At 64.5% G+C, this 20,182-nt stretch carries 17 protein-coding genes and 1 pseudogene; 13 read left to right on the top strand and 5 right to left on the bottom strand.

Going from position 1 to position 20,182, the window contains the following annotated elements; translation table 11 throughout:
- Positions 1 to 333: 333 nt before the first annotated feature.
- From ACQPZ2_RS28505 to ACQPZ2_RS28485, 5 genes and pseudogenes are all read left to right on the top strand, one after another.
- A pseudogene (locus tag ACQPZ2_RS28505) lies at positions 334 to 507 on the top strand (three-helix bundle dimerization domain-containing protein); the annotation flags it as partial.
- 621 nt (positions 508 to 1,128) lie between these two features.
- Entirely contained in the window at positions 1,129 to 1,557 is a 429-nt protein-coding gene (locus ACQPZ2_RS28500) for an ester cyclase (RefSeq protein ID WP_063043916.1), read from the top strand.
- Positions 1,558 to 1,720: 163 nt separating this feature from the next.
- The gene (locus ACQPZ2_RS28495; protein WP_433521275.1) at positions 1,721 to 2,971 is read left to right on the top strand and encodes a TetR/AcrR family transcriptional regulator; all 1,251 of its coding nucleotides are present in this window, start codon (positions 1,721 to 1,723) and stop codon (positions 2,969 to 2,971) included.
- Between the two features lie 171 nt (positions 2,972 to 3,142).
- The gene (locus ACQPZ2_RS28490) at positions 3,143 to 4,975 is read left to right on the top strand and encodes an acyl-CoA dehydrogenase (protein ID WP_433521274.1); all 1,833 of its coding nucleotides are present in this window, start codon (positions 3,143 to 3,145) and stop codon (positions 4,973 to 4,975) included.
- A 2-nt stretch (positions 4,976 to 4,977) separates the two neighbouring features.
- Positions 4,978 to 5,823: an SGNH/GDSL hydrolase family protein gene (locus ACQPZ2_RS28485; protein WP_433521273.1), complete on the top strand. Its 846-nt coding sequence runs from the start codon at positions 4,978 to 4,980 to the stop codon at positions 5,821 to 5,823.
- Positions 5,824 to 6,033: 210 nt separating this feature from the next.
- On the opposite strand, the gene ACQPZ2_RS28480 is transcribed toward ACQPZ2_RS28485, so the two are convergent.
- Positions 6,034 to 7,047, bottom strand: a complete 1,014-nt coding sequence (locus tag ACQPZ2_RS28480; RefSeq protein ID WP_433521272.1) for an NAD(P)-dependent alcohol dehydrogenase — start codon at positions 7,045 to 7,047, stop codon at positions 6,034 to 6,036.
- A gap of 4 nt (positions 7,048 to 7,051) precedes the next feature.
- Complete coding sequence (locus tag ACQPZ2_RS28475; RefSeq protein WP_433521271.1) at positions 7,052 to 8,560, bottom strand: mannitol dehydrogenase family protein; 1,509 nt, start codon at positions 8,558 to 8,560, stop codon at positions 7,052 to 7,054.
- Positions 8,561 to 8,647: 87 nt separating this feature from the next.
- On the opposite strand from ACQPZ2_RS28475, the gene ACQPZ2_RS28470 reads away from it, so the two are divergent.
- The 5 genes from ACQPZ2_RS28470 (at position 8,648) to ACQPZ2_RS28450 (ending at position 13,963) form a co-directional block, all read left to right on the top strand.
- Positions 8,648 to 9,652: a sugar-binding transcriptional regulator gene (locus ACQPZ2_RS28470; RefSeq protein ID WP_433521270.1), complete on the top strand. Its 1,005-nt coding sequence runs from the start codon at positions 8,648 to 8,650 to the stop codon at positions 9,650 to 9,652.
- Positions 9,649 to 11,001 (top strand): ABC transporter substrate-binding protein, encoded by a 1,353-nt coding sequence (locus ACQPZ2_RS28465; RefSeq protein ID WP_433521269.1) that lies wholly within the window; start codon positions 9,649 to 9,651, stop codon positions 10,999 to 11,001. Before ACQPZ2_RS28470 ends, ACQPZ2_RS28465 begins: the two co-directional genes overlap by 4 nt.
- Positions 11,002 to 11,003: 2 nt before the next feature.
- Positions 11,004 to 11,972, top strand: a complete 969-nt coding sequence (locus tag ACQPZ2_RS28460) for a carbohydrate ABC transporter permease (protein WP_433521268.1) — start codon at positions 11,004 to 11,006, stop codon at positions 11,970 to 11,972.
- A gap of 74 nt (positions 11,973 to 12,046) precedes the next feature.
- On the top strand, positions 12,047 to 12,841 hold the full coding sequence (locus ACQPZ2_RS28455) for a carbohydrate ABC transporter permease (protein WP_433527543.1): 795 nt from the start codon (positions 12,047 to 12,049) through the stop codon (positions 12,839 to 12,841).
- A gap of 9 nt (positions 12,842 to 12,850) precedes the next feature.
- A complete protein-coding gene (locus ACQPZ2_RS28450) occupies positions 12,851 to 13,963 on the top strand; it encodes an ABC transporter ATP-binding protein (protein ID WP_433521267.1) in 1,113 nt (370 codons plus the stop codon).
- Here ACQPZ2_RS28450 and ACQPZ2_RS28445 read toward each other — a convergent pair.
- Together ACQPZ2_RS28445 and ACQPZ2_RS28440 are read right to left on the bottom strand one after the other, a co-directional pair.
- The gene (locus tag ACQPZ2_RS28445) at positions 13,953 to 14,099 is read right to left on the bottom strand and encodes a hypothetical protein (RefSeq protein ID WP_433521266.1); all 147 of its coding nucleotides are present in this window, start codon (positions 14,097 to 14,099) and stop codon (positions 13,953 to 13,955) included. The genes ACQPZ2_RS28450 and ACQPZ2_RS28445 overlap by 11 nt on opposite strands.
- Before the next feature lie 707 nt (positions 14,100 to 14,806).
- On the bottom strand, positions 14,807 to 15,172 hold the full coding sequence (locus ACQPZ2_RS28440; protein WP_433521265.1) for a hypothetical protein: 366 nt from the start codon (positions 15,170 to 15,172) through the stop codon (positions 14,807 to 14,809).
- A 319-nt stretch (positions 15,173 to 15,491) separates the two neighbouring features.
- Between ACQPZ2_RS28440 and ACQPZ2_RS28435 the strand changes: the two genes are divergently transcribed.
- Positions 15,492 to 17,189, top strand: a complete 1,698-nt coding sequence (locus ACQPZ2_RS28435) for a phospholipase D-like domain-containing protein (protein WP_433521264.1) — start codon at positions 15,492 to 15,494, stop codon at positions 17,187 to 17,189.
- Positions 17,190 to 17,733: 544 nt separating this feature from the next.
- Here the strand turns inward: ACQPZ2_RS28435 and ACQPZ2_RS28430 are convergent.
- The gene (locus tag ACQPZ2_RS28430; protein ID WP_433521263.1) at positions 17,734 to 18,240 is read right to left on the bottom strand and encodes a hypothetical protein; all 507 of its coding nucleotides are present in this window, start codon (positions 18,238 to 18,240) and stop codon (positions 17,734 to 17,736) included.
- Between the two features lie 28 nt (positions 18,241 to 18,268).
- On the opposite strand from ACQPZ2_RS28430, the gene ACQPZ2_RS28425 reads away from it, so the two are divergent.
- Together ACQPZ2_RS28425 and ACQPZ2_RS28420 are read left to right on the top strand one after the other, a co-directional pair.
- Positions 18,269 to 18,775, top strand: coding sequence for a hypothetical protein (locus ACQPZ2_RS28425; RefSeq protein WP_433521262.1), 507 nt, complete (start codon positions 18,269 to 18,271; stop codon positions 18,773 to 18,775).
- Positions 18,772 to 19,410, top strand: a complete 639-nt coding sequence (locus ACQPZ2_RS28420) for a hypothetical protein (protein WP_433521261.1) — start codon at positions 18,772 to 18,774, stop codon at positions 19,408 to 19,410. Before ACQPZ2_RS28425 ends, ACQPZ2_RS28420 begins: the two co-directional genes overlap by 4 nt.
- Positions 19,411 to 20,182 lie beyond the last annotated feature (772 nt).

Here is a 20,182-nt window from a genome sequence, read left to right as displayed (position 1 = left end):
ACCGCCACGTCACAGCCGTTGCCGGGTACTCACTACCCCGTCGGCGGCACGACGCTGAGTGATCACCCGGCCGATGCCGCTGGACGCCCCGGCTACGAGAAGCGGTCCTTCCGACTAGGTCAGTCATAGCCAACTCCTGGATCAGTGTGTCGGGCAACGATCTCCTCGCAACTCTCGACAAACCTGCCGCGGTTCCGGACTTCTCCGATCGTCCGTACAGGGACTCCTGCACGAATAGCTGACAACCGAGCTGGATCACTGAGGCCTGTTGTCCATCAACACGTTACATTAGCTGGACCTTGGCCCGGCCTCGACTTTTCTGCCGAACCGCTCGCGCTCAACACTGTGGGGACCCGCCTGCAACGTGAGTTCGATGGCTCCTTCGGAATCGACACCATCGAACGATTCGTGCACTCCTCCTACGACCAATTCGCCGGTCGCGCAACAGTCGTCGACGTCCTCCCGCTGCTGGCCGAACGCTTCGCCCGCCAACGCCTCAACGCCCTGGGCTGCGGCGACACCTGCCCGGTCTTCCCCGGCGTCAGCTACCGCGATCGGGTGCTCGAGGGATCCGCTGCGTGGTCTCGGATTTCTGCGAAAGAACTATGACTGCTGCGGAATTCGGGAATCGGGCGGTGAGGTCCACTTGTCGCAGCGTGACGGTCACGTCGATCGATTCGCTCGGATTGCCGTTGTCGATCTCGTCGGGCCGCTCGTCGGCTGATTCACGCGGTATGCGGGCTCGTGTGGTGGTGCGACCAGGAGCGCGATGTCGGTGGCCGGGTCCGTGCGGAACGAGATCGAACCGGGTCTGGATGGTGTTGTTCGGATCGGTCTCGATATCGCCGGAAACGAGGGCGAGCCGCCGACTACGAGTATGGGTCCGCGCCGCTGCTCCGCATTCGACACCGCACCCGTGCTTCGCTGTGCTCGACATGGGCAACGCGCCGATTCATGGTCGGATTAGGCTTATCCCCCTCGCAATACTGGTTTCGATGAGGAACTCGGACGAGACACCGACCCTGCAGCCGCTGATACGACTGTTGACGTGCCGTGGTGAGCACGAGTAGGCGACGGCCGAGTGAACCGCCACCGTTGTCACGCCCGCAACCGAGGAGGAGGTCGATCGTGTCACAAGAAGCCAACAAGGCCCTGATCCGCCGGTTCTATCACGAGATCGACGCGGGAAATATCGAGGCCATGGACGAGCTGGTCGCCGAAAACTACCTCGACCACTCGCCTCCCCCCTTTCCCGGCATAGGTCCGGGTCGGGAGGGGCTTAAGCAGGCGTTTCGTATGTTCTGGGATGCTACTCCGGGGCGGCACGAGATCGAGGATCAGATCGCGGAGGGCGACCGCGTCGTTACCCGGATCACCGCCTACGGTCGCCAGGTTGGCGACCTACCGGGGATTCCGGCAACCGGACACGAATTGACGATGACCGGCACCACGATCCACCGGATCCAGGACGGAAAGATCGCCGAGAAATGGTCCGACAAGGATGTGCTCGCGCTGTTGCAGCAGTTGGGAGTGCTGCCGACCTTGGGAGAGCCGTGATCAATCCCGTGCCATGACGCGAATGCCCCCGAGGCAGTCACCGCAAGCCACGCCGGATGTGTTGTCACCCAGACGATGCCCGCCGTGGGGCGACCGTGATGAAGTCGGCGCGGACGGTGGTGGCTTCCGAATGGATGTCCAGCGATGCGCGAGACTGTTCACGATGGCTACAGGTGGACATTCGGGTCGACGGCCGGACGCGGGGCGTCGGCGGCCGCGGGATCGGCGTGCGACGATTCTGCGGGTCGCGACCGAGGCATTCGTGCGCAACGGGTATCACGGGACGTCGATGGCCGACATAGCGGGCGAGGTGGGGATTTCCTCGACTGCGCTCTATCGGCATTTCAGGAGTAAACAGGATCTGCTCGGCAGGTGCTTGCTGGCCGGGCTCGATGCGGTGCTGCTGCGTGTGGAGACGGCGGCCCAGGTCGGCGATGCGGGTGATCCGGTGTTCGCGGAAATGGTGAGTGCCTGCTTGGAGTTGCGTGGACTGCCACGATTGTGGCAGTTGGAGGTGCGCAGCTTGACCGCCGCCGACCGGAGCGCGGTCTTGGTGCGGGCGGTGCGGTTGAGTGGGCCACTGCGGCGAGCCGTCGCTGCGCGCCGGCCCGACCTGAATCCGCCCGAGGTGGAGTTTTTGGCGTGGTGCGTGTTCTCGATCGCGACCAGCCCGTCGTACCATCGAATCCGGTTGAGCGAGGCGGTCTTTGCCGAGCTACTCGAAACACTGATCCAGCGGGTGGTCGAGGCCGAGTTGGCGTCGACGGCGCGCAGATCGGTCGCGCAACGTGGCGCGCGGACCGCCGGTGCCGAGGTCGAAGAGCTCGATCGTGTGGTGCGCCCGGAACGGATCGTGCGGGCCGCGGCGCGACTGTTCAACACGTACGGATACGCCGCGGTGGGCATCGAGGACATCGGTGCGGCTGTCGGCGTGAGCGGGCCCGCGCTGTATCACCATTTCTCTGGCAAAGCGGACGTGCTGAACGAGATCGTCCACCGCAACGATCAGTGGATCAAGCTCTACACCTCGCGAGCGGTGGCCGAGGCGGATTCTCCGCGTGACGCGCTGCAGCGTTTGATGCGGTATTTCGCGCAGTTCGCGGTCGCGGAACCTGATGTGCTGGGTACGACTTTCAGCGAGGCCGAACATCTGCCACCCGAACAGGCGCGCCGGTATCTGCGCGCGCACCGCGACGGCATCGTCCGCTGGGCTCGGATGCTTCAGGTGGTCCGCCCGGACCTGCCGCTGGATGTGGCACGTGCGCAGATTCAGGCTATGACCAGCATGATCATCGACGCGGTTCGCAACCCGCGCCTGACCTGGCGACCCGATCTGGTCACGCGCTTGGCCGAGCTCGGCGATCGTGTTGTCTTCGCGGCGCCCGACATCGATCGCCATTCGACGACAGCTTAGTCGCTGTTAACTTTCAACGCACTGATGACGAACAGTGGTTGACATATGAGCAGATTCACCTTAGCCATGAGTAACTTACGGTTGCGTAGTCGCTGATCGGTGCGGAAAGGTATCCCCGGACGGGCGGCGATTCGCCCGGTGGAGCTTCACGATGTCCGAAGGGGACGGCCGGTGGGTCACTACAAGAGCAACGTGCGCGATCTGGAGTTCAACCTGTTCGAGGTGCTCGATCTGGACGCCGTACTGGCGGATGGGACATTCGGCGATCTCGACGCCGACACCGCACGCACGATGCTGGCCGAGGCGGCGCGCCAGGCCGAGGGCGCACTGGCGGACTCCTTCGCCGAAACCGACCGCAACCCACCCACTTTCGATCCGGAGACGCACTCGGTGACGCTGCCCGAGTCGTACAAGCGGTCGGTGCGAGCCTGGCAGGCCGGTGAATGGTTCCGCGTCGGGAAGCGCGAGGCCGTCGGGGGCGTACCGGCGCCGAAGGCGCTGGCGTGGGCGATCAGCGAATTCATTTTGGGCGCACAGCCGTCCGCGTACATGTACCTGTCCGGACCGACCATGGCCGAAATCGTGTATGGGATAGGCACCGAGCAGCAGCGGCACTGGGCCAAGCTCGCGGTGGAGCGAAACTGGGGCGCCACCATGGTGCTCACCGAACCCGATGCCGGTTCCGACGTCGGCGCCGGGCGCACCAGGGCCATCCAGCAGCCCGACGGAACCTGGCACATCGAGGGCGTCAAAAGGTTCATCACTTCGGCCGATTCCGACGACCTCTTCGAAAACATCGTGCACCAGGTACTCGCCCGGCCGGAGGGCGCGGCGCCCGGCACCAAGGGCTTATCGCTGTTCCTGGTGCCGAAATACATGTTCGACCCCGTGACCGGCGAGCCGGGGAAGCGCAACGGCGTGTTCGTCACCGGCCTGGAGCACAAGATGGGTTTGAAGGCGTCGGCGACCTGTGAGGTGACATTCGGCGGCGGCGAGCCCGCAGTCGGATACCTGGTCGGCGATGTGCACAACGGCATCGCGCAGATGTTCGAGGTGATCGAGGAAGCCCGGATGATGGTGGGCACCAAGGCGATTGCCACGCTGTCCACCGGCTACCTGAACGCCCTGGAATACGCCAAGACTCGGGTGCAGGGCGCCGACCTGTCCCGGATGACCGACAAGACGGCACCCAGGGTCGTCATCACCCACCACCCCGATGTGCGTCGCAGCCTGATGTTGCAGAAGGCATACGCCGAAGGCATGCGCGCCGTATACCTCTACGCCGCAGCACATCAGGACGATGTTGTGGCACAACATGTTTCCGGCGTGGACCCCGGAATGGCCGCGCGGGTCAACGACTTCCTGCTGCCGATCGTCAAAGGCGTCGGCTCCGAGCGGGCGTACCAGTGCCTGACCGATTCGCTGCAGACTCTGGGCGGCTCAGGGTTCCTGCAGGACTACCCGCTCGAGCAGTACATCCGCGACTCCAAGATCGACAGTCTGTACGAGGGCACCACCGCGATCCAGGCACAGGACTTCTTCTTCCGCAAGATTGCCCGCGACCGTGGTGTCGCGCTCGCACACATCGGCGACGCGATCCGCGCCACGATCGGTTCGGAACTGACCGGCGGCCCGCTGAAAAGTGAGCGGATGCTCCTCGCGACCGCGCTGGACGACGTGCAGGCCATGGCCGGTATCCTGACCGGCCATCTTCTCGCCGCCGGCCAGCAGCCGAGTGAGCTGTACGCAATCGGCCTCGGCTCGGTGCGGTTCCTGCTGGCCGTCGGAGATCTGCTGATCGGGTGGCGACTGCTCGTCGGCGCCGACACCGCTGTCACCGCGCTCGAATCCGGTGCACCGGCCGCCGAAAAGGCCTTCTACGAAGGAAAGATCGCGGCAGCACGGTTCTTCGCCACGCAGCTGCTGCCCGAACTCACCGCCTCACGGGCGATCATCGACGCACTCGACACCGGCCTGATGAGCGTCGACGAGCAGGCGTTCTGACCATGAACGCCACACCCGCAGGAACCCCGCGGATCAACCGGTATGTCGCGCTCGGGGATTCGTTCACCGAAGGGGTCGGAGACGACGACCCCACCCGTCCGAACGGCGTACGCGGCTGGGCCGACCGTGTGGCGTCGGCCCTGGCCGCGATCGATGCCGACATCGGATACGCAAACCTCGCCATCCGCGGACGCCTCATGGGCGGTGTCGTCGACGAGCAGCTGCCGCGGGCGCTGTCGCTGCGACCGGACCTGGTCACCATCTCCGCGGGCGGCAACGACATCCTGCGCCCGTCGGTGGATCTCGACGACATCGTCGCCCGCTACGCCGATATGGTCGCGGCCCTGCGCGACAACGGTGCACGAGTTCTGGTTTTCACCGCGTTCGACGGCACCTGGAATCCGATCTACCGCATGTTGCGCGGCCGTATGGCCATCTACAACGAGCTGATCCGTGAATTCGCCGACGATCTCGGCGTAGAACTCGTCGACTTCTGGCGCATGGACCACTTCGCCGACCCGCGCCTGTGGTCCTGGGACCGCCTACATCTCAGCCCCGCAGGCCACGAACTGATGGCATTCGAAGTCCTCCGTGTGCTCGGACTCGAACACACGCTGCGACTCCCCCCGTTGCCCCCGGCCGAATCGCTCACCGACAGCGAACGCCGCACCGCCGATCTCCGCTGGACCAAGGATTTCCTCGCCCCCTGGGTACTCCGTCGGATCACCGGCACCTCCTCCGGCGACTGCATGGAACCGAAATATCCGGCCTATGTCGACGTCGGCGAATTGGGCCATGGGGCAAGCGAATCGGCGCGAGGTGCTGCCGCCACCATGAACGTCGGATAGCTTGGAGCCGTCGAACGCCTGGTCATCGGGCGCAGCAGCGACAGGTGGATCAGTTGATGCTCGGATTCCAGTAGTCGCCGCAACGTTGCGGACTACGAGGCTTCCAGTCGAGCAGCCATCCGTTCTGTAGAGGTGTGCTAGGCGAGGGATCTGCGGGGACGGTCGTCGAGTTCGTCGGCGAGAACCCTGCGTGCTCGATCTGGTGGCAGGTTATCTGCCCGGTAGCACAATAGGTTTGATCGAGCTGTGATCGTGGCGGCCGCTGGTCAATGCCGCGGCCACTTGGTCGAGGCCGAAGTGGCCGGTGACCAGGCGGTCGAGATCGACTCGTCCGGTGGCGGCGAGGTCGATCGCGGTTGGCCAGGTGTTCGCGTAGCGGAACGTTCCGGTCAGCTCGAGTTCGTGTTCCTGAAGGTAGGGCAGGGGGAGTGGAATATCGTCGCCGCCCATGCCGACCAGCACCACCCGTCCGGCGCTGGCCACAGTGCGTATCGCGTCGTTGATCGCCCGGGGATGTCCGGAGCATTCCAGGAGGACACTCGGTTCGAATCCGATGTCGCGCAGTGCGGTACCGCCGACGTCGACCGCTTGTGTGCAGCCCAATTCGATGGCCAGTGCCAGCCGCTGCGGGTTCACATCGGTGATCACTACCTCGGATGCGCCGAAAGCCAGCGCGGTCTGTGCGGTGACGAGTCCGACCGGGCCCGCGCCGTTGACCAGCACACGATCGCCCGCACTCACCCGTCCTTTACGGCATGCCCATACGCCGACCGATAGTGGTTCGAGCAGGGCGGCCGCCTCGTCGGTCAGCGCATCCGGTACCGGATGGGCGAATTCCCGGTGCAGCACCACGTATTCGCAGAATGCGCCGTCGATCGGAGGTGTGCCGAAGAACCGCATGTCCGAGCACAGGTTGTAGCGGCCTGCTCGGCATCGGCGGCAGGTGAAGTCCGGTATCCCGGGTTCGAGCGAAACTCGTTGGCCGAGGTGATGGTGTCGCGCACCGGGGCCGAATCCGACCACTACACCGCAGGCTTCGTGGCCGAGCACCATCGGTTGATCGACAATGTGGTGGCCGATCCGACCGTGCTCGAAGTAGTGCACGTCGGAGCCGCATACGCCCACCGCGCTGATCTCGATGAGCACTTCGGCCGGACCCGGTTCGGGCACGGCGCGTTCTTCGACCGCGATCTTTCCGACGGCTTCCAGAACCGCTGAGCGCATAGTGTCATCGCCTTTCGTCGCGTGCCAACTCGGCCACCATCGCCTGGGCGCCACGAGCATGCAGTGCGCGCAGTGCCGTGACGTAGGCGTCGAGGAATCGGGGTTGGTCGATCAGATCGCCGAATACTGTTCTTTCGCTGAGGAATGCGGTGGGGTCGTCGCGCTGGCGGTGGGCCAGCGGTGTCAGCTGTTCGCGGAGCCGGTCGATGATCTCGATCGGCTCGCCGTGCTCGTCGACGCCCTCGGCATAGCGCGCCCAACCGGCGACGATTGCTGCGGCACAGTCGATCTCGCCGGATCCGTCGCGGGTGTCGAGCTGCTGCCGGATGACCGGCAGCAGCCATTTCGGGATGCGGTCCGACGATTCGGCGCACAGTCTGGCGATGGTGTCGCCGATCGCGGGGTTGGAGAACCGTTCGATGAGGGTGTGTTTGTAGCGGTCCAGGTCGACGCCGGGCACCGGGCGCAGGGTGGGCGTTGCCTCACGGTCCATGTAGCGCAACAGGAATCGGCGGAAGTCCGGATCCTGGGCCGCTTCGTGCACGAGGCGGTAGCCGCTGAGATATCCCAGATAGGCGATCCCCTGGTGGCTCGCGTTCAGCAAGCGCAGTTTCATCAGCTCATACGGTGCGACGTCGGCGACGAGCTGCACCCCGACGTCATCGAAGTCGGGACGGCCGAGGGTGAACGAATCCTCCAGCACCCATTGGGTGTACGGCTCGGTCACCACCGGCCACTGATCCTCCAGGCCATAGCGGCGCAAGAGCTCGGCGGACGCCTCGGCGGGTGTCACCGGCGTGATGCGGTCGACCATCGAGTTGGGGAAGCGCACCGCACGCTCGACCCAGTCACCGAGCTCACGATCACGCAGCCGCGCGAACGCGCTGAAGGTGGCCTGCGCGATATGCCCGTTGCCCTCGATGTTGTCGCACGACATGACGGTGAAGGGCGCGATGCCCCGCGCCCGCCGGCGCACCAGCGCCTCGGTAACGAGTCCGAATACGGTGCGGGGCAGACCGTCCGGCGCGAGATCGGCCCGAATCGCCGGATCGGCGGTGTCGAATTCGCCGGTGGTCGCGGAGAAGTTGTATCCGCCCTCGGTGATGGTGAGTGAGACGATCCGGACTGCCGGATCGGACAGCTTCTCCAGCACCGCTTCCGGATCGTCTGGCGCATAAAGGTATTCGATGATCGAGCCGATCACTCGGGTCCGCCAGGTGCCGTCCGGCTCGATGACCGTCAGGGTGTACAGGCCATCCTGCGCCGCCAGCGCATCGCGCATCCGCCGATCGGCGGGCAGCACTCCGACTCCGCAAATACCCCAGTCGGTCGCGCCGCCCTGCTCCAGTAGTCGGTCGATATACATCGCCTGATGGGCGCGATGGAACCCGCCGACGCCGAAATGGACTATGCCGGTGCGGATCCGGGTGCGGTCGTAGGTCGGCACCGAAACTTCGGGGGTGAGCTCGTCGATCCTGTCGGCACGTAACGCCGTGCTTGTGGCCCCGCTCATAACGACCCTTCGACTGTTGTGTACGTCACACTCCGATGGTAGCCTCTTGAACAATAGCTCACCTATTGAGCAGATGATCAGGCATCGATGAGGAGCGCAGTGGCTACCGAAGCGTCCCGACCGGGCAATCCGGACGATGTCCGGTTGGCATTGCGGGCTGCGCAGCTCTATCACCTCGACGGCGCCACCCAGGCGGAAATCGCCGTCAAGCTGGGTGTTTCTCGTCCAACCGCGGGGCGGCTCATCGCCCGTGCCCGGGCGCAGGGGCTGGTGCGCATCGAGATCAATGTCCCGGACGAACTGCGCTCGGCCGTGCATGCCGATGTCGAGAGTGAACTCGAGGCGAGGTTCGGGCTCACCGAAGCGGTGGTGCTCGGTGAGGTGCCCGATCGATCCCAGGCGAGCCTGCTCCCGTTCGGCCGCGCCGCGGTCGGCGTCCTGAACCGTCGACTACGGCCCGCGGACACCCTCGGATTCACCTGGGGCCCGGACACCATCGCGGTCGCGCATGAACTGTGGACGAAGTCGGCACGGTGCGCGACCGTTGTGCAGTTGGACGGTTCGATGACCTCGGGTGATTACCAGACCGGCGTCGACTACACACTCGGCCGCTGCGCCGCTCAACTGCAGGCCACCCCCGTCCGGTTGCACGCACCGCTCTACGCGGATCCGGCGACCGTGACCGCGCTGGAACAGGATTCACTACTCGGACGCGCCATGTCGTTGGGGCGAGATGCCGACGTCATGATGTTCGGTGTCGGACCGGTCTCCACCGCTACCACTTTGTTCGAGGGCAGCTATCTCGACTCCGCGATCCTCGACGAACTGGGCGAACTGGGCGCGGTCGGTGAAATCGGCGGTCGATTCTTCCGTGCCGACGGCAGCGATGTCGCGGGATCCCTTGCCGCACGCACGGTTTCGGTCGGACTCGACGCCATTCGGGCCTGTCCGACCTCGCTGCTGATTTCCGGCGGAGAGTCCAAGCACGAAGCCGTCCTCGGTGCGCTGCGGGGCGGACTGGCCACCATTCTCGTCACCGATATCGAGTGCGCGCAGTGGCTGCTGGAAAAGAAGGAGAGTTCTGGCCGATGAACAGACACCATGCGAAGGCCGCAGCGGCACTGGCTGTCGCGGCCGTGATGGGGGTGGGCGGCTGCGCGGGCGCCGGATCGTTCACCTCGAGCGACGACACCGTGACCATCGCGATGGTTTCGAACTCACAGATGCAGGACGCCATCGCCCTGTCCGGTGAGTTCGAGCGCGAAAATCCCGGGATCGAACTCAAATTCGTCTCGCTGTCGGAGAATCAGGCTCGCGCCAAGATCACCGCCTCGGTCGCCACCCACGGTGGTGAATTCGATGTGGTGATGATCAGCAACTACGAAACACCGCAGTGGGCCAAGAACGGCTGGCTGGTAGATCTGTCGAATTACCAGCGCGAGACGTCCGGCTACGACTCTCAAGATTTCATCCCGTCCCTGCAGAAATCCCTGTCCTACCAGGGGGCTATGTACTCCGTGCCGTTCTACGGCGAATCCTCGTTCCTGATGTACCGCAAGGATCTGTTCGAACAGGCGGGGCTGACCATGCCCGCCGCGCCCACCTGGGATCAAATCGCCCAGGCCGCCGCGAAACTCGACGATCCCGCCGGTGGTCGCTCCGGTATCTGCCTGCGCGGCAAGCCCGGCTGGGGTGAATCGCTCGCACCGTTGAATACCGTGATCAACACCTTCGGTGGCCGCTGGTTCGATGAGAACTGGCACGCCCAGCTCAACAGTCCCGAAGTGGTTCGTGCCGTCGAGTTCTACATCGACCTGGTGCGCGAACATGGTGAACCCGGTGCGGCCGCCAGCGGATTCAGCGAATGCGCCACGCAGCTCTCCCAGGGCAACACCGCCATGTGGTACGACGCGACCTCGGCGGTCTCGGTGCTGGAAGATCCCGCATCCAGCAAGGTGGTCGGCAAGATCGGGTACGCGTCGGCGCCGGTGATGCTGAAGCCGAACTCGGGCTGGCTGTACACCTGGTCGCTGGGGATTCCCAAGTCCAGTGAAAAGCCCGATGCGGCCTGGAAATTCATCTCATGGATGACCGGTAAGCCCTACATCAAAATGGTCGGCGAGAAGCTCGGGTGGTCACATGTGCCGCCGGGCAGCCGGATGTCGACCTATCAGATTCCCGAATACGCCGCGGCGTCGCAGGCATACGGACCGTTGACGCTCTCGTCGATGCAGGGGGCCGATCCGGAACATCCCACCGTGGCGCCGGTGCCCTATACCGGAATCCAGTTCCTCGCCATCCCGGAGTTCCAGGACCTCGGAACCAGAGTGAGCCAGCAGGTCAGCGCCGCCGTCGCGGGTCGGATCAGCGTCCATGACGCACTCGACCAAGCCCAGCAATATGCCGACGCGGTCGGCCGGTCGTATCGAGGAAACCAGTAGTCATGTCTGAAACAACGACAGCGCCAGCGGTTTCCGAGTCGCTCACGGAAGACACACCACGACCGATCCTCGCGCGGCGCGACCGGCTCGCACGGGCCGAAGGCTGGCGCAGGCGCGGTCCGCTGCTGCCCGCACTGATCTTCATGGTCGTGGTCACCCAGGTGCCTTTCGTCTTCACGCTGTACTACTCGACGCAATCGTGGAACCTGGTCCGGCCGGGATCCCGCCACTTCATCGGATTGCAGAACTACGCGGATGTCTTCCGCGACAGCCAGTTCCGGCAGGTGACGCTCAACACCGTCATCATGATCGTCGGGACCGTCATCATCTCGGTGATCCTCGGACTGCTGCTGGCACTGCTGCTCGACCGCGCGTTCTTCGGCCGCGGCATCGTGCGCACCCTGCTGATCACGCCGTTTCTGGTGACTCCCGTCGCGGCGGCACTGATCTGGAAGACCACCATGCTGGATCCGGTGTTCGGGTTGGTGAATTTCGTGCTGAAACCGTTCGGCGCCGGCCAGATCGACTGGGTGAGCAAGTATCCGCTGCCCGCGGTGATGGCGGATCTGGTATGGCAGTGGACGCCGTTCATGATGCTACTGATTCTGGCCGGGCTGCAATCGATGCCACGCGATATCGTCGAGGCTGCCCGCGTCGACGGCGCGAACTCACTGCAAGTTTTCCGTGAACTCACCCTCCCGCATCTGCGCCGGTTCATCGAACTGGGAGCCGTGCTGGGGGCGATCTACCTGGTCAACACCTTCGACGCGGTGTACATGATGACCTCGGGTGGACCGGGCATCGCCAGCTCCAATCTGCCCTTCTATATCTATCAGCGCGCTTTCCTCGGTTTCGATATCGGTCAGGCCGCGGCGATGGGGGTCGTCACCGTCATCGCAACCACCATTGTCGCGACGTTCGCGCTGCGACTGCTGTTCAAGTCCTTCACCGGAAAAGAGGAAGCCGCATGAACGCGCATGCGCTTGCCGACAAACCCACTGCGGCACAGCAGGTTCCGATACGTCGTCGGCGCAACCGGTCCGGGATGCTGTGGGGTGTGCTGGCTTGGGTGATCGGCATCGGAATGTTCTTCCCTGTGCTGTGGATGGTGCTGACGGCGTTCAAACAAGAGGGCGACGCCTACACCGATCCGCCGAAGCTGTTCTTCACCCCGACCCTGGACCAGTTCTCCGCGGTTCTCGACAGCGGTATCGGCACCACGCTATTGAACTCCACCTTCGCCACCGGGATGTCGACGATTCTCGTTCTGGCCCTGGGAATTCCGGCGGCATTCGCGCTGTCGCTGCGCCCGGTGCGCAACACCCGCGACGCGCTGATGTTCTTCATCGGCACCAAGATGCTGCCGATCGTGGCGGCGATCGTGCCGCTGTATGTGATCGTCGGCAATACCGGTCTGCTGGACAACATTTGGGCGCTGGTCATCCTCTATACCGCGATGAATCTGCCGATCGCGGTGTGGATGATGCGCTCGTTCTTCCTGGAGGTACCCGGCGAGCTGCTCGAGGCCGCGAGCATGGACGGCGCGAGTCTGGGGACCGCGGTGCGCGAGGTGATCCTGCCGCTGGTCTCGCCCGGCATCGCCGCCACCGCACTGATCTGCGTCATCTTCTCCTGGAACGAATTCTTCTTCGCGGTGAACCTGACCGCTGTACAGGCGCAGACGATTCCGGTGTTCCTGGTCGGCTTCATCACCGGCGAGGGCCTGTACTGGGCGCGGTTGTCCGCGGCCGCGGTGCTCAGCGCCCTGCCCGTTGTCCTCGCCGGCTGGCTCGCACAGAACAAGCTGGTGCGCGGCCTGTCCTTCGGCGCCATCAAGTAAGGAAAACTCATGGCCACAATCCATTACGACTCCGCATCGTGTGTCTATCCGGGCGCGGAGACGCTCGCGGTCGACTCGCTCGACCTCGATATCGCCGATGGTGAGTTCATAGTCTTGGTCGGGCCGTCGGGCTCGGGTAAATCCACCGCATTGCGTATGCTCGCGGGCCTCGAGGAGATCGATGGCGGCTCCATCCGCATCGACGGTCAGGACATGGTCGGTGTGTCGTCCAAAGATCGCGATATCGCCATGGTGTTCCAGAATTACGCGCTGTACCCGAACAAAACCGTCGGGGAGAATATGGGTTTCGCGCTCAAGATGATGAAAGTGCCGGTGGCCGAGCGTAAACGTCGCGTGGCCGAGGCGGCCGAACTGCTCGGTCTCACCCCGTATCTGGACCGCAAACCGGCGAAACTCTCTGGCGGACAACGGCAGCGCGTGGCGATGGGGCGCGCGATCGTGCGTGAGCCGCGAGTGTTCTGCATGGACGAGCCGCTGAGCAACCTCGACGCCAAATTGCGCGTGCAGACCCGTACCCAGATCGCCGCGCTACAGCGACGGCTGGGCACCACGACCGTCTACGTCACCCACGACCAGGTCGAGGCCATGACCATGGGGGACCGGGTGGCGGTACTGCGCGACGGCCGGTTGCAGCAGTTCAGCACTCCCGCCGAGCTCTATGACCGGCCCGCGAACGCATTCGTCGCCGGATTCATCGGATCACCGTCGATGAACCTGTTCCGGGTGCCCCTCACCTCCGGTGGCGTCGACATTGCAGGCACCACAATGGAATTGCCGCGCGAGCAGATGACCAGCCTCGCCGAGGCGGGCCTGGGCGAGGTGACCATCGGCATCCGGCCCGAACAGCTCGAACTCCGCCGCGACGGAACGGGTTTCGCGGTCACCGTGGAACTCGTCGAGGAACTCGGCAGTGAATCGTATGTGTACGCGCGCATGCCGGGTGCGCCGATCACCGGCCTCGACGGCGAGCCGTTCACCTTCGTCGCGCGCTCGGCGAGCCGCGCACCGGCCGAACTCGCCGAAACGGTAACACTCCAGGTCAACGACCCCGCCGCAGTACATCTGTTCCATCCCGGGAACGGAACCCGAATCACGGCCTGATACCCGGAATAAGGAGGACCACACCGGCGCCTCGGGTGGTGGGAACGTCGCGGAGTTGGTAGTGGTCGAGGCCGCATTGGTCTTTGGCGGCGTGGAAGGATTCCTCGACCGCCCACCGGGCCCCGGCGACGGCCACGACCTGTTCCCGCGCGATCGTGGCGGGGTGAAAGTACAGGTAGTAGGCGATATCGGCGGGGTTATCGAGGGATCGGCGGGCCAGCAGGGTTCTTGTGTATCAGGCGGGGGCACCGAAATGGGCACCAGGCCCAGTCGTATTCACGTTCGCCGCGCTCACCCAGCCCGGCCGAGACCCGGTGCCAAGCTTGTGCGGACGCTCGAGCGACGAGGATGTCGACACGGCGGCGGCCGTCCTCGGAACGTAGGACAGGCGACGGGCTTAGCAGAATGCCCGGAACCGGCCGTCGCGGCCACCCACCCGGCGGCTACTCCGGCATCCGGGGTCCGGGCGATCATCATCTCGGCAAGTCTGGGGCTTCGTCAGAAGGCCTGAGCTGCAACGGCTTTCAGGAATTCCTGCTTCGGCGCAGCGGTTACCGATCCACGGCCCGGCGGAGGTAGAGCTCTCTATCGATCACCTCCCGACCCGAGCGCCTGGCATAGGCGAGGAACACCCCGAGCTGAAAATTCTCCACACGTCCGGCCGTTCCGGAGTGCAGGTGTTGCACACCTCCCGACCTCACTTTCTTCTTCAGTCCAAGCCAGGTGTGGTCGGGTGCTGCGGCGTTGCCGACGTCGATTGCGTCGTGGCCGATGTGGGCTTCGGGCAAGTGAGCAGATGATTCGCCTTGACATGCAACTATCTGGTTTGCCCAGGCTGTGCATTCATACCTGCGATGGTTGCGATGTCTCCAGAGGTTCGAAATCGCCTACCACCGATACCGATGATCCGCTGGGGAGCACTTTCGCGAGCTCATCGACCAAACGTCCGCCAACGATGTCGACGTCGAGTAGGAGCAGGTAGTGGTTGAGGTTCGACCACGTGCTGGCGCCGAGTAGTTCGAACCCGAACACGTTTCCGGCCCGCCGGGGTGGCCGGTGCGGCAGCGATTGGAGGAACGGCACCAGGGACTGGAGAACCTTGTCCCGAGCCGCTTTCTCCTCGCGCATTTGTTCATCGCTGAGAGGTGATCCGTCGCCGGATCCTTCTTCGAGTTGTCCGATTGCAGGTGTCTTGATGGTGATGGTCATTGTGCCCATTGGTCTTCTTTCTTTGCGGGTCGTAGGCATGTGAGTGATGCGATGCCGATGTCGCAACCTCAGCATCACGTTGTGGTGCTGGTCTGTCGCGAGTGACGCCTACTCGAATCGTGGAGGCATGCCGGGGCCCGATGTGTCGGCTGCTCAGCCGTCGCGGCGGAAGTCGCTCGCGTGTCCCGCCAGGCAATTCGAGTGCCGGGTTACTCGCGACACCGAGCGGCGGCGTCGGCGACCGTTGAGTGAGGACACGGCGGCGACGCGGTTCGCATCGGTGCCCATCGCAGGCCGCCCCGGAGATAGGAGGGCCTCGATGAAGGTCAGTGTGTGCCACAACGGGGATGACGTTTTCGTTTCCTGGAAACCGCCCGGGCCGATCGATGACTGCCGCGGTTTCGCGTTGCGACGCCGGCGCAACGGCGCCGGTGAAGTCGTCAAAACGTGGGTCGGTTTCGCCGGCCAGAAGCACAAAGAGGGTGAGCGGCGTGACTCCACGCAGTGGCCGATTCAGCGCTTTCAGTGGACCGACTACATGGCCGATCCCGGTGACCGGGTGGCGTACCAGGTGGTGCCGATGGTCGGACCTGACAAGGACCACCTCTCGCCGGCCGAGGACCTGGCCAGCGAGTGGACCGATGAATTCACTCTCGATCACCAGGTCTCACCGCACATCGATGCGTACTTCAACCGCGGAATCGTTGCCGCACAGTGGGTTTCACGGCGGCTGCACCTCACCGACGATGATCCGCGAACGAAGAGCGCGGCGACCAAGGAGCTGGAGACGGTCATCGACACCCCCGACGACCCGTTCCGCAACTACCTGACCGGCCCGCTGGGCGCTCGGCTGTTCGAGCTTCTCGCCGCGGCGGCCGACGACGGCCGCGAGGTTTTCGCCGCACTGTATGAGCTCGATGACGAACAACTCGAGTCTGCGCTGGAGAAGCTCGGTAAGAACTCCCATATCGTGCTCGCCAACGGCAGCGTGAAAAAGAAGGGGGAGGACCAGAACGCTGCGGCGCGGGAGCGGCTGAAGGACATCGTCGATCTGCACGATCGCATGGTGTCCCCACGTGCCCTGGGCCACAACAAGTTCCTTGTCCTGTGCGATGAGAACAACCAGCCTCGCTGGACATGGACCGGTAGCCAGAACTGGACCAAGACCGGGCTGTGCACCCAGGCCAACAATTCGGTACTCATCGACGACGCCCGCCTTGCCGGTGAGTACCGCAAGCAATGGGACCGGCTCGAAGACGCCGAAGCGGCCACCCCTGACACACTCGAAAAGTCCAACAGCGAGCCCCGCAAGCGCACGATCGCACCGGCCGAAGTCACGCTGTGGTTCACCCCGACAATCGGCCAGGTCGACCTGGCCGAGGCCCGCGCAGCCATCGACAAGGCCGAACGAGCCATCCTGTTCTTGATGTTCAATCCCGGCCCGCGTGACACGCTGCTCAACCACATCATCGATGTCGCACGCAAGCCGCAGACAGCGCAACGTCTCTACATCAAGGGCGCCATCAACCAGGACCCGAGCGTGCAGAACGTCACGGTGCCTGTCTTCGCTCAGGACAACATCGTCAACGCCGATTTCGACGTGGTGCTGCCCGCCGCCATCGACAAACCGACCAGCTGGTTCGTCGAGGAATTGAAGAAGCTGCCCACGGCGAGGGCGATGGTGCACAGCAAGGTGGTGCTGATCGACCCCTTCGGTGCCAGCCCCGTGGTGATGACCGGGTCGCACAACCTGGGCACCAAGGCCAGCGGCACCAACGACGAGAACTTCCTGATCGTCCGAGACGCCCCGGGGTTGGCCTCTGCCTATGCGACCAACATCATGGCCGTGTACAACCAGTACCGGTGGCGCTTCAACCGCATCAACAAGGTGTCGTCCACGAGCTGGGACGGCCTGAAAGACAACGAGTTCTGGCAGCCGTGGTTGTGGAAAGGCGAGAAATCCCAAGCCATCAAGGACACCAAGCTACGCGAAATGGACTTCTGGGTCGGCGACTGAGGCTGCCCGAACGGCGCCGACTGGTGTCCGCTGGATAGCCGTCCCGACCTCGCTACGGTTGGGCCGTCGGTTCGATCAGTGGGGCTGGTGGCGCAGGGCGCGATGATGGCCAACGAACAGCCGATGATCGGCGTCGCGATATCGGGAGGGGGACATGCCCAGACCGCGCCTCGGGAATCCCCGTCACCTCGGCGATCGCGTTTCCGGAAACCCACCCCGTGCGCCCCGCGCCGTTGGCCGTGAGTGAAGGCGACACGACCGCACGCTCACCCGTGTGTGAGACCGTCCCGACGGGCAGAACGACGTCATGGACCCTGCACGAAGAACTGCTGGCGACCCTGCTGAGCCCGGCGTGGGATCACGCGATCACCGCCGCGGCCGATCTGGCGTTGAGATGGGACGCTACTACGAGGGGTTTGCCCACAACGCCGTGGAGGTCGGCGGCGGCAGCGGTCTGCACCGCTATTCGGTCTCCCGGTCATTGCTGGATGAGGCCACCGTGCCGGTCATGTAGGACCCGCATGATGTGGACACAGGTAGCTAGTTACTCGTGCGCAATCACAAAGGTCGGGAACAGACTGGGCGCACGAAATTTCCAGAAATCCGTACTGGAGATCGGGATGGACTGTGACGCACGAATGGCACTGCTTGCGGTAGTCGCGGCGGGAGTGCTCGGTGTGTCAACGCCGATCGCGGGAGCGGCGCCGGCGACGGAAGCGCCGAATGCGACGGCGGAGTCGGCTGAACCGACGTGGCCGACCACGCCGACCACCGAACCACCCTGCTGTACCGGTCCCACGACCCCCACAACCACAACCACAACAACCACAACAACCACCACAACCACAACAACCACCACGACCACAACCACGACCCCCACGACCACAACCACGACCCCCACGACCACAACCACGACCCCCACGACCACAACCACGACTACGGCCGAACCATCGTTGCCCGATGCGAGCCTCGAGGCTGCTCCATCAAATGTCGAACGCGGAGCGGAGGTCACCGTACGCGGCTCCAACTGGCCATGCGGCGAGGTGATCATCAGACCTCAGCGGTCGAAAACGGTCACCGTGGGGACGAGTCGACGTTCGTTCGCGAAATCGATCACCGTGCCACCGGATGCCGAATTCGGCTCCTTTTCGATCATCGCCACCTGTGACCGCTCGGAGCAGCTCACCCGGACGGTGACCATCCAGATCGCTCGCCCGCCGACCGGCACCACCACCACGACGACGACATCCTCGGCGGGCGAACCCGACTCCGGAGTCGGGGCACAACCGTCCGACTCACAGTTCGCCCTACCTCCGCCCGCTCCACCGACCGGATCCCACCCGACCGACCGCCTCGACGACGCTCTCGCGCTGGGCGCGCTCATGCTCGCGATAGCCGTGGCGACCTTCGTGCTGAACCGGCTCCGCAAGCGTGCGCACCACCCGGCCGAGCCACAGCTGCGGGTGCGCGTGGTCGAGGGCGCGGCCCCGACGATCCACGTCCACCGAATCGGTGCGACGCCGACTGTGCGGGTTCGACTGTTCGGCGAGAACCCACTGCTGCAGATCAGGGAGATACCACAATGACAGCTCCGCCGATCACCGCCGAATCTCTCCTCTTCCCGGCCGCCGCCCACGCCGCAAGAATGGACGACCTCGCCCGATGCCTGCACGAACGCGATGTGGAACAGTTCGTGCTGCGTCGAGCGCCGATCGTCACGGCCGTCCTGCGATCGACGGCGCTGCGCGAGGTCACCGCAGCGCTCGACCGGCTGCTCCAAGTCGATCTCGGCGGGCTGATGGTCGAGGGCTGGCGTCGCTACGACCGGCTGCACGGCGCGGCGATCCGCACCCGTTCGGGCGGCACCGAACAGGTCGAACTCCTCGAACACGAGGTCACCCAGACCTACAGTCCGCACCTCGAGATCACCGTCGACGGCAACCCGGTCGGCGAACTGGACTTGGAACTGCGTATCGCGCTGCTACTGCGACCGCTGACCGCGACCGTCCGCGGTGGTCTGCTGGTCGCGTTGGGGCCCGGCGACTGCACCGCATCCGCGAGCGTCGCTGCCGCGCAGGTGGGCAATCTCCTTCGTCGCGAGTACAAGCTGCCCGTGGCGACACTGGTGGACCTGCGGCGGCCGATCCCGCTGGTCCGCCGCGAGGTCGAGGACCCGACGGTCCGGATGAATCGCCTACCGGATTCACGGCGAGCTGGGTGAGGACTATCGGCGCCTTCGACATCCACTTTGATGATTCTGGCGTTCTCCACGACTGCCAAGTCCCTCTTTGCCTGGGCGATTTCGGGGACCGTACCGAATGGTCTGAGATCGCCCGCCACGGTGGGGACATTCAAGTGGCGACCGCATGGGTGCAGCTCACTTGACCAGGCGATCGCGCCGTCTCCGGTCAAGTCGCTCGCTTCACCCGGCCGGACTGCGGTTCAGCCGCATGATGTGTGCGTGTGCGGCACGGCTGGTGCTGCGGGAAATGGCCTGAGTCGGCACACGTCGTGTAGGAGCCGAAAGCGCGCGGGTTCGCCGATCGCGACGGAAACCCGCGGCGATGCCAGTGTTTGGGTATCGCCCGGTTACCGAGGGGTGCGATCAGTTTGTCGAAATCCTCTGGTGACGTGGTGCAAGCGAAGCGGAGTTGGAGACCGCCGATCCGGCTGGAGGGTGGGTCAGAACGATCGTGCAGATATGGGGCTCGACGCGGGGACCTCACGGGGCGACGGTGTCGCATCCCGGCATGGCGGCGCGGCACACGGTTGACCGTGAGTTCCGCACACGCGCTGACCGAACCGGCCGCGGTGCTGCGGGCAAATGTGATGTCGGATGGTTGAAGGCTTCGCGGCTTTGTCCGGAGAGCATCGTGCAAACGAGGACGATGTCGCAGGCGGGTCACCGAGTCTCGTAGGTGTCGAAATCGGTGACCGCCGTCGACTTCTCGCCATCGAGCAGCAGATGCGTCGGTGGTGGCCGCCCGCAATTC

Origin of the sequence: Nocardia pseudovaccinii (assembly GCF_050942345.1) — a bacterium.
Classification (GTDB): domain Bacteria; phylum Actinomycetota; class Actinomycetes; order Mycobacteriales; family Mycobacteriaceae; genus Nocardia; species Nocardia pseudovaccinii.
The sequence above is the reverse complement of the archived record's forward strand: the minus strand, read 5'-3'. Positions and strand labels throughout refer to the sequence as shown.

Bases quoted from the DNA above. Each gene is read 5' to 3' on its own strand.
- ACQPZ2_RS28495 (WP_433521275.1), top strand. From the start codon at position 1,721: ATGGCTACAGGTGGACATTCGGGTCGACGGCCGGACGCGGGGCGTCGG.
- ACQPZ2_RS28485 (WP_433521273.1), top strand. From the start codon at position 4,978: ATGAACGCCACACCCGCAGGAACCCCGCGGATCAACCGGTATGTCGCG.
- ACQPZ2_RS28480 (WP_433521272.1), bottom strand. From the start codon at position 7,047: ATGCGCTCAGCGGTTCTGGAAGCCGTCGGAAAGATCGCGGTCGAAGAA.
- ACQPZ2_RS28475 (WP_433521271.1), bottom strand. From the start codon at position 8,560: ATGAGCGGGGCCACAAGCACGGCGTTACGTGCCGACAGGATCGACGAG.
- ACQPZ2_RS28470 (WP_433521270.1), top strand. From the start codon at position 8,648: ATGAGGAGCGCAGTGGCTACCGAAGCGTCCCGACCGGGCAATCCGGAC.
- ACQPZ2_RS28465 (WP_433521269.1), top strand. From the start codon at position 9,649: ATGAACAGACACCATGCGAAGGCCGCAGCGGCACTGGCTGTCGCGGCC.
- ACQPZ2_RS28460 (WP_433521268.1), top strand. From the start codon at position 11,004: ATGTCTGAAACAACGACAGCGCCAGCGGTTTCCGAGTCGCTCACGGAA.
- ACQPZ2_RS28455 (WP_433527543.1), top strand. From the start codon at position 12,047: ATGCTGTGGGGTGTGCTGGCTTGGGTGATCGGCATCGGAATGTTCTTC.
- ACQPZ2_RS28450 (WP_433521267.1), top strand. From the start codon at position 12,851: ATGGCCACAATCCATTACGACTCCGCATCGTGTGTCTATCCGGGCGCG.
- ACQPZ2_RS28440 (WP_433521265.1), bottom strand. From the start codon at position 15,172: ATGACCATCACCATCAAGACACCTGCAATCGGACAACTCGAAGAAGGA.
- ACQPZ2_RS28435 (WP_433521264.1), top strand. From the start codon at position 15,492: ATGAAGGTCAGTGTGTGCCACAACGGGGATGACGTTTTCGTTTCCTGG.
- ACQPZ2_RS28430 (WP_433521263.1), bottom strand. From the start codon at position 18,240: ATGATCACCTCGCCGCATGGCCAGTTGGAGCCGCGTACGGTGACCTCC.
- ACQPZ2_RS28420 (WP_433521261.1), top strand. From the start codon at position 18,772: ATGACAGCTCCGCCGATCACCGCCGAATCTCTCCTCTTCCCGGCCGCC.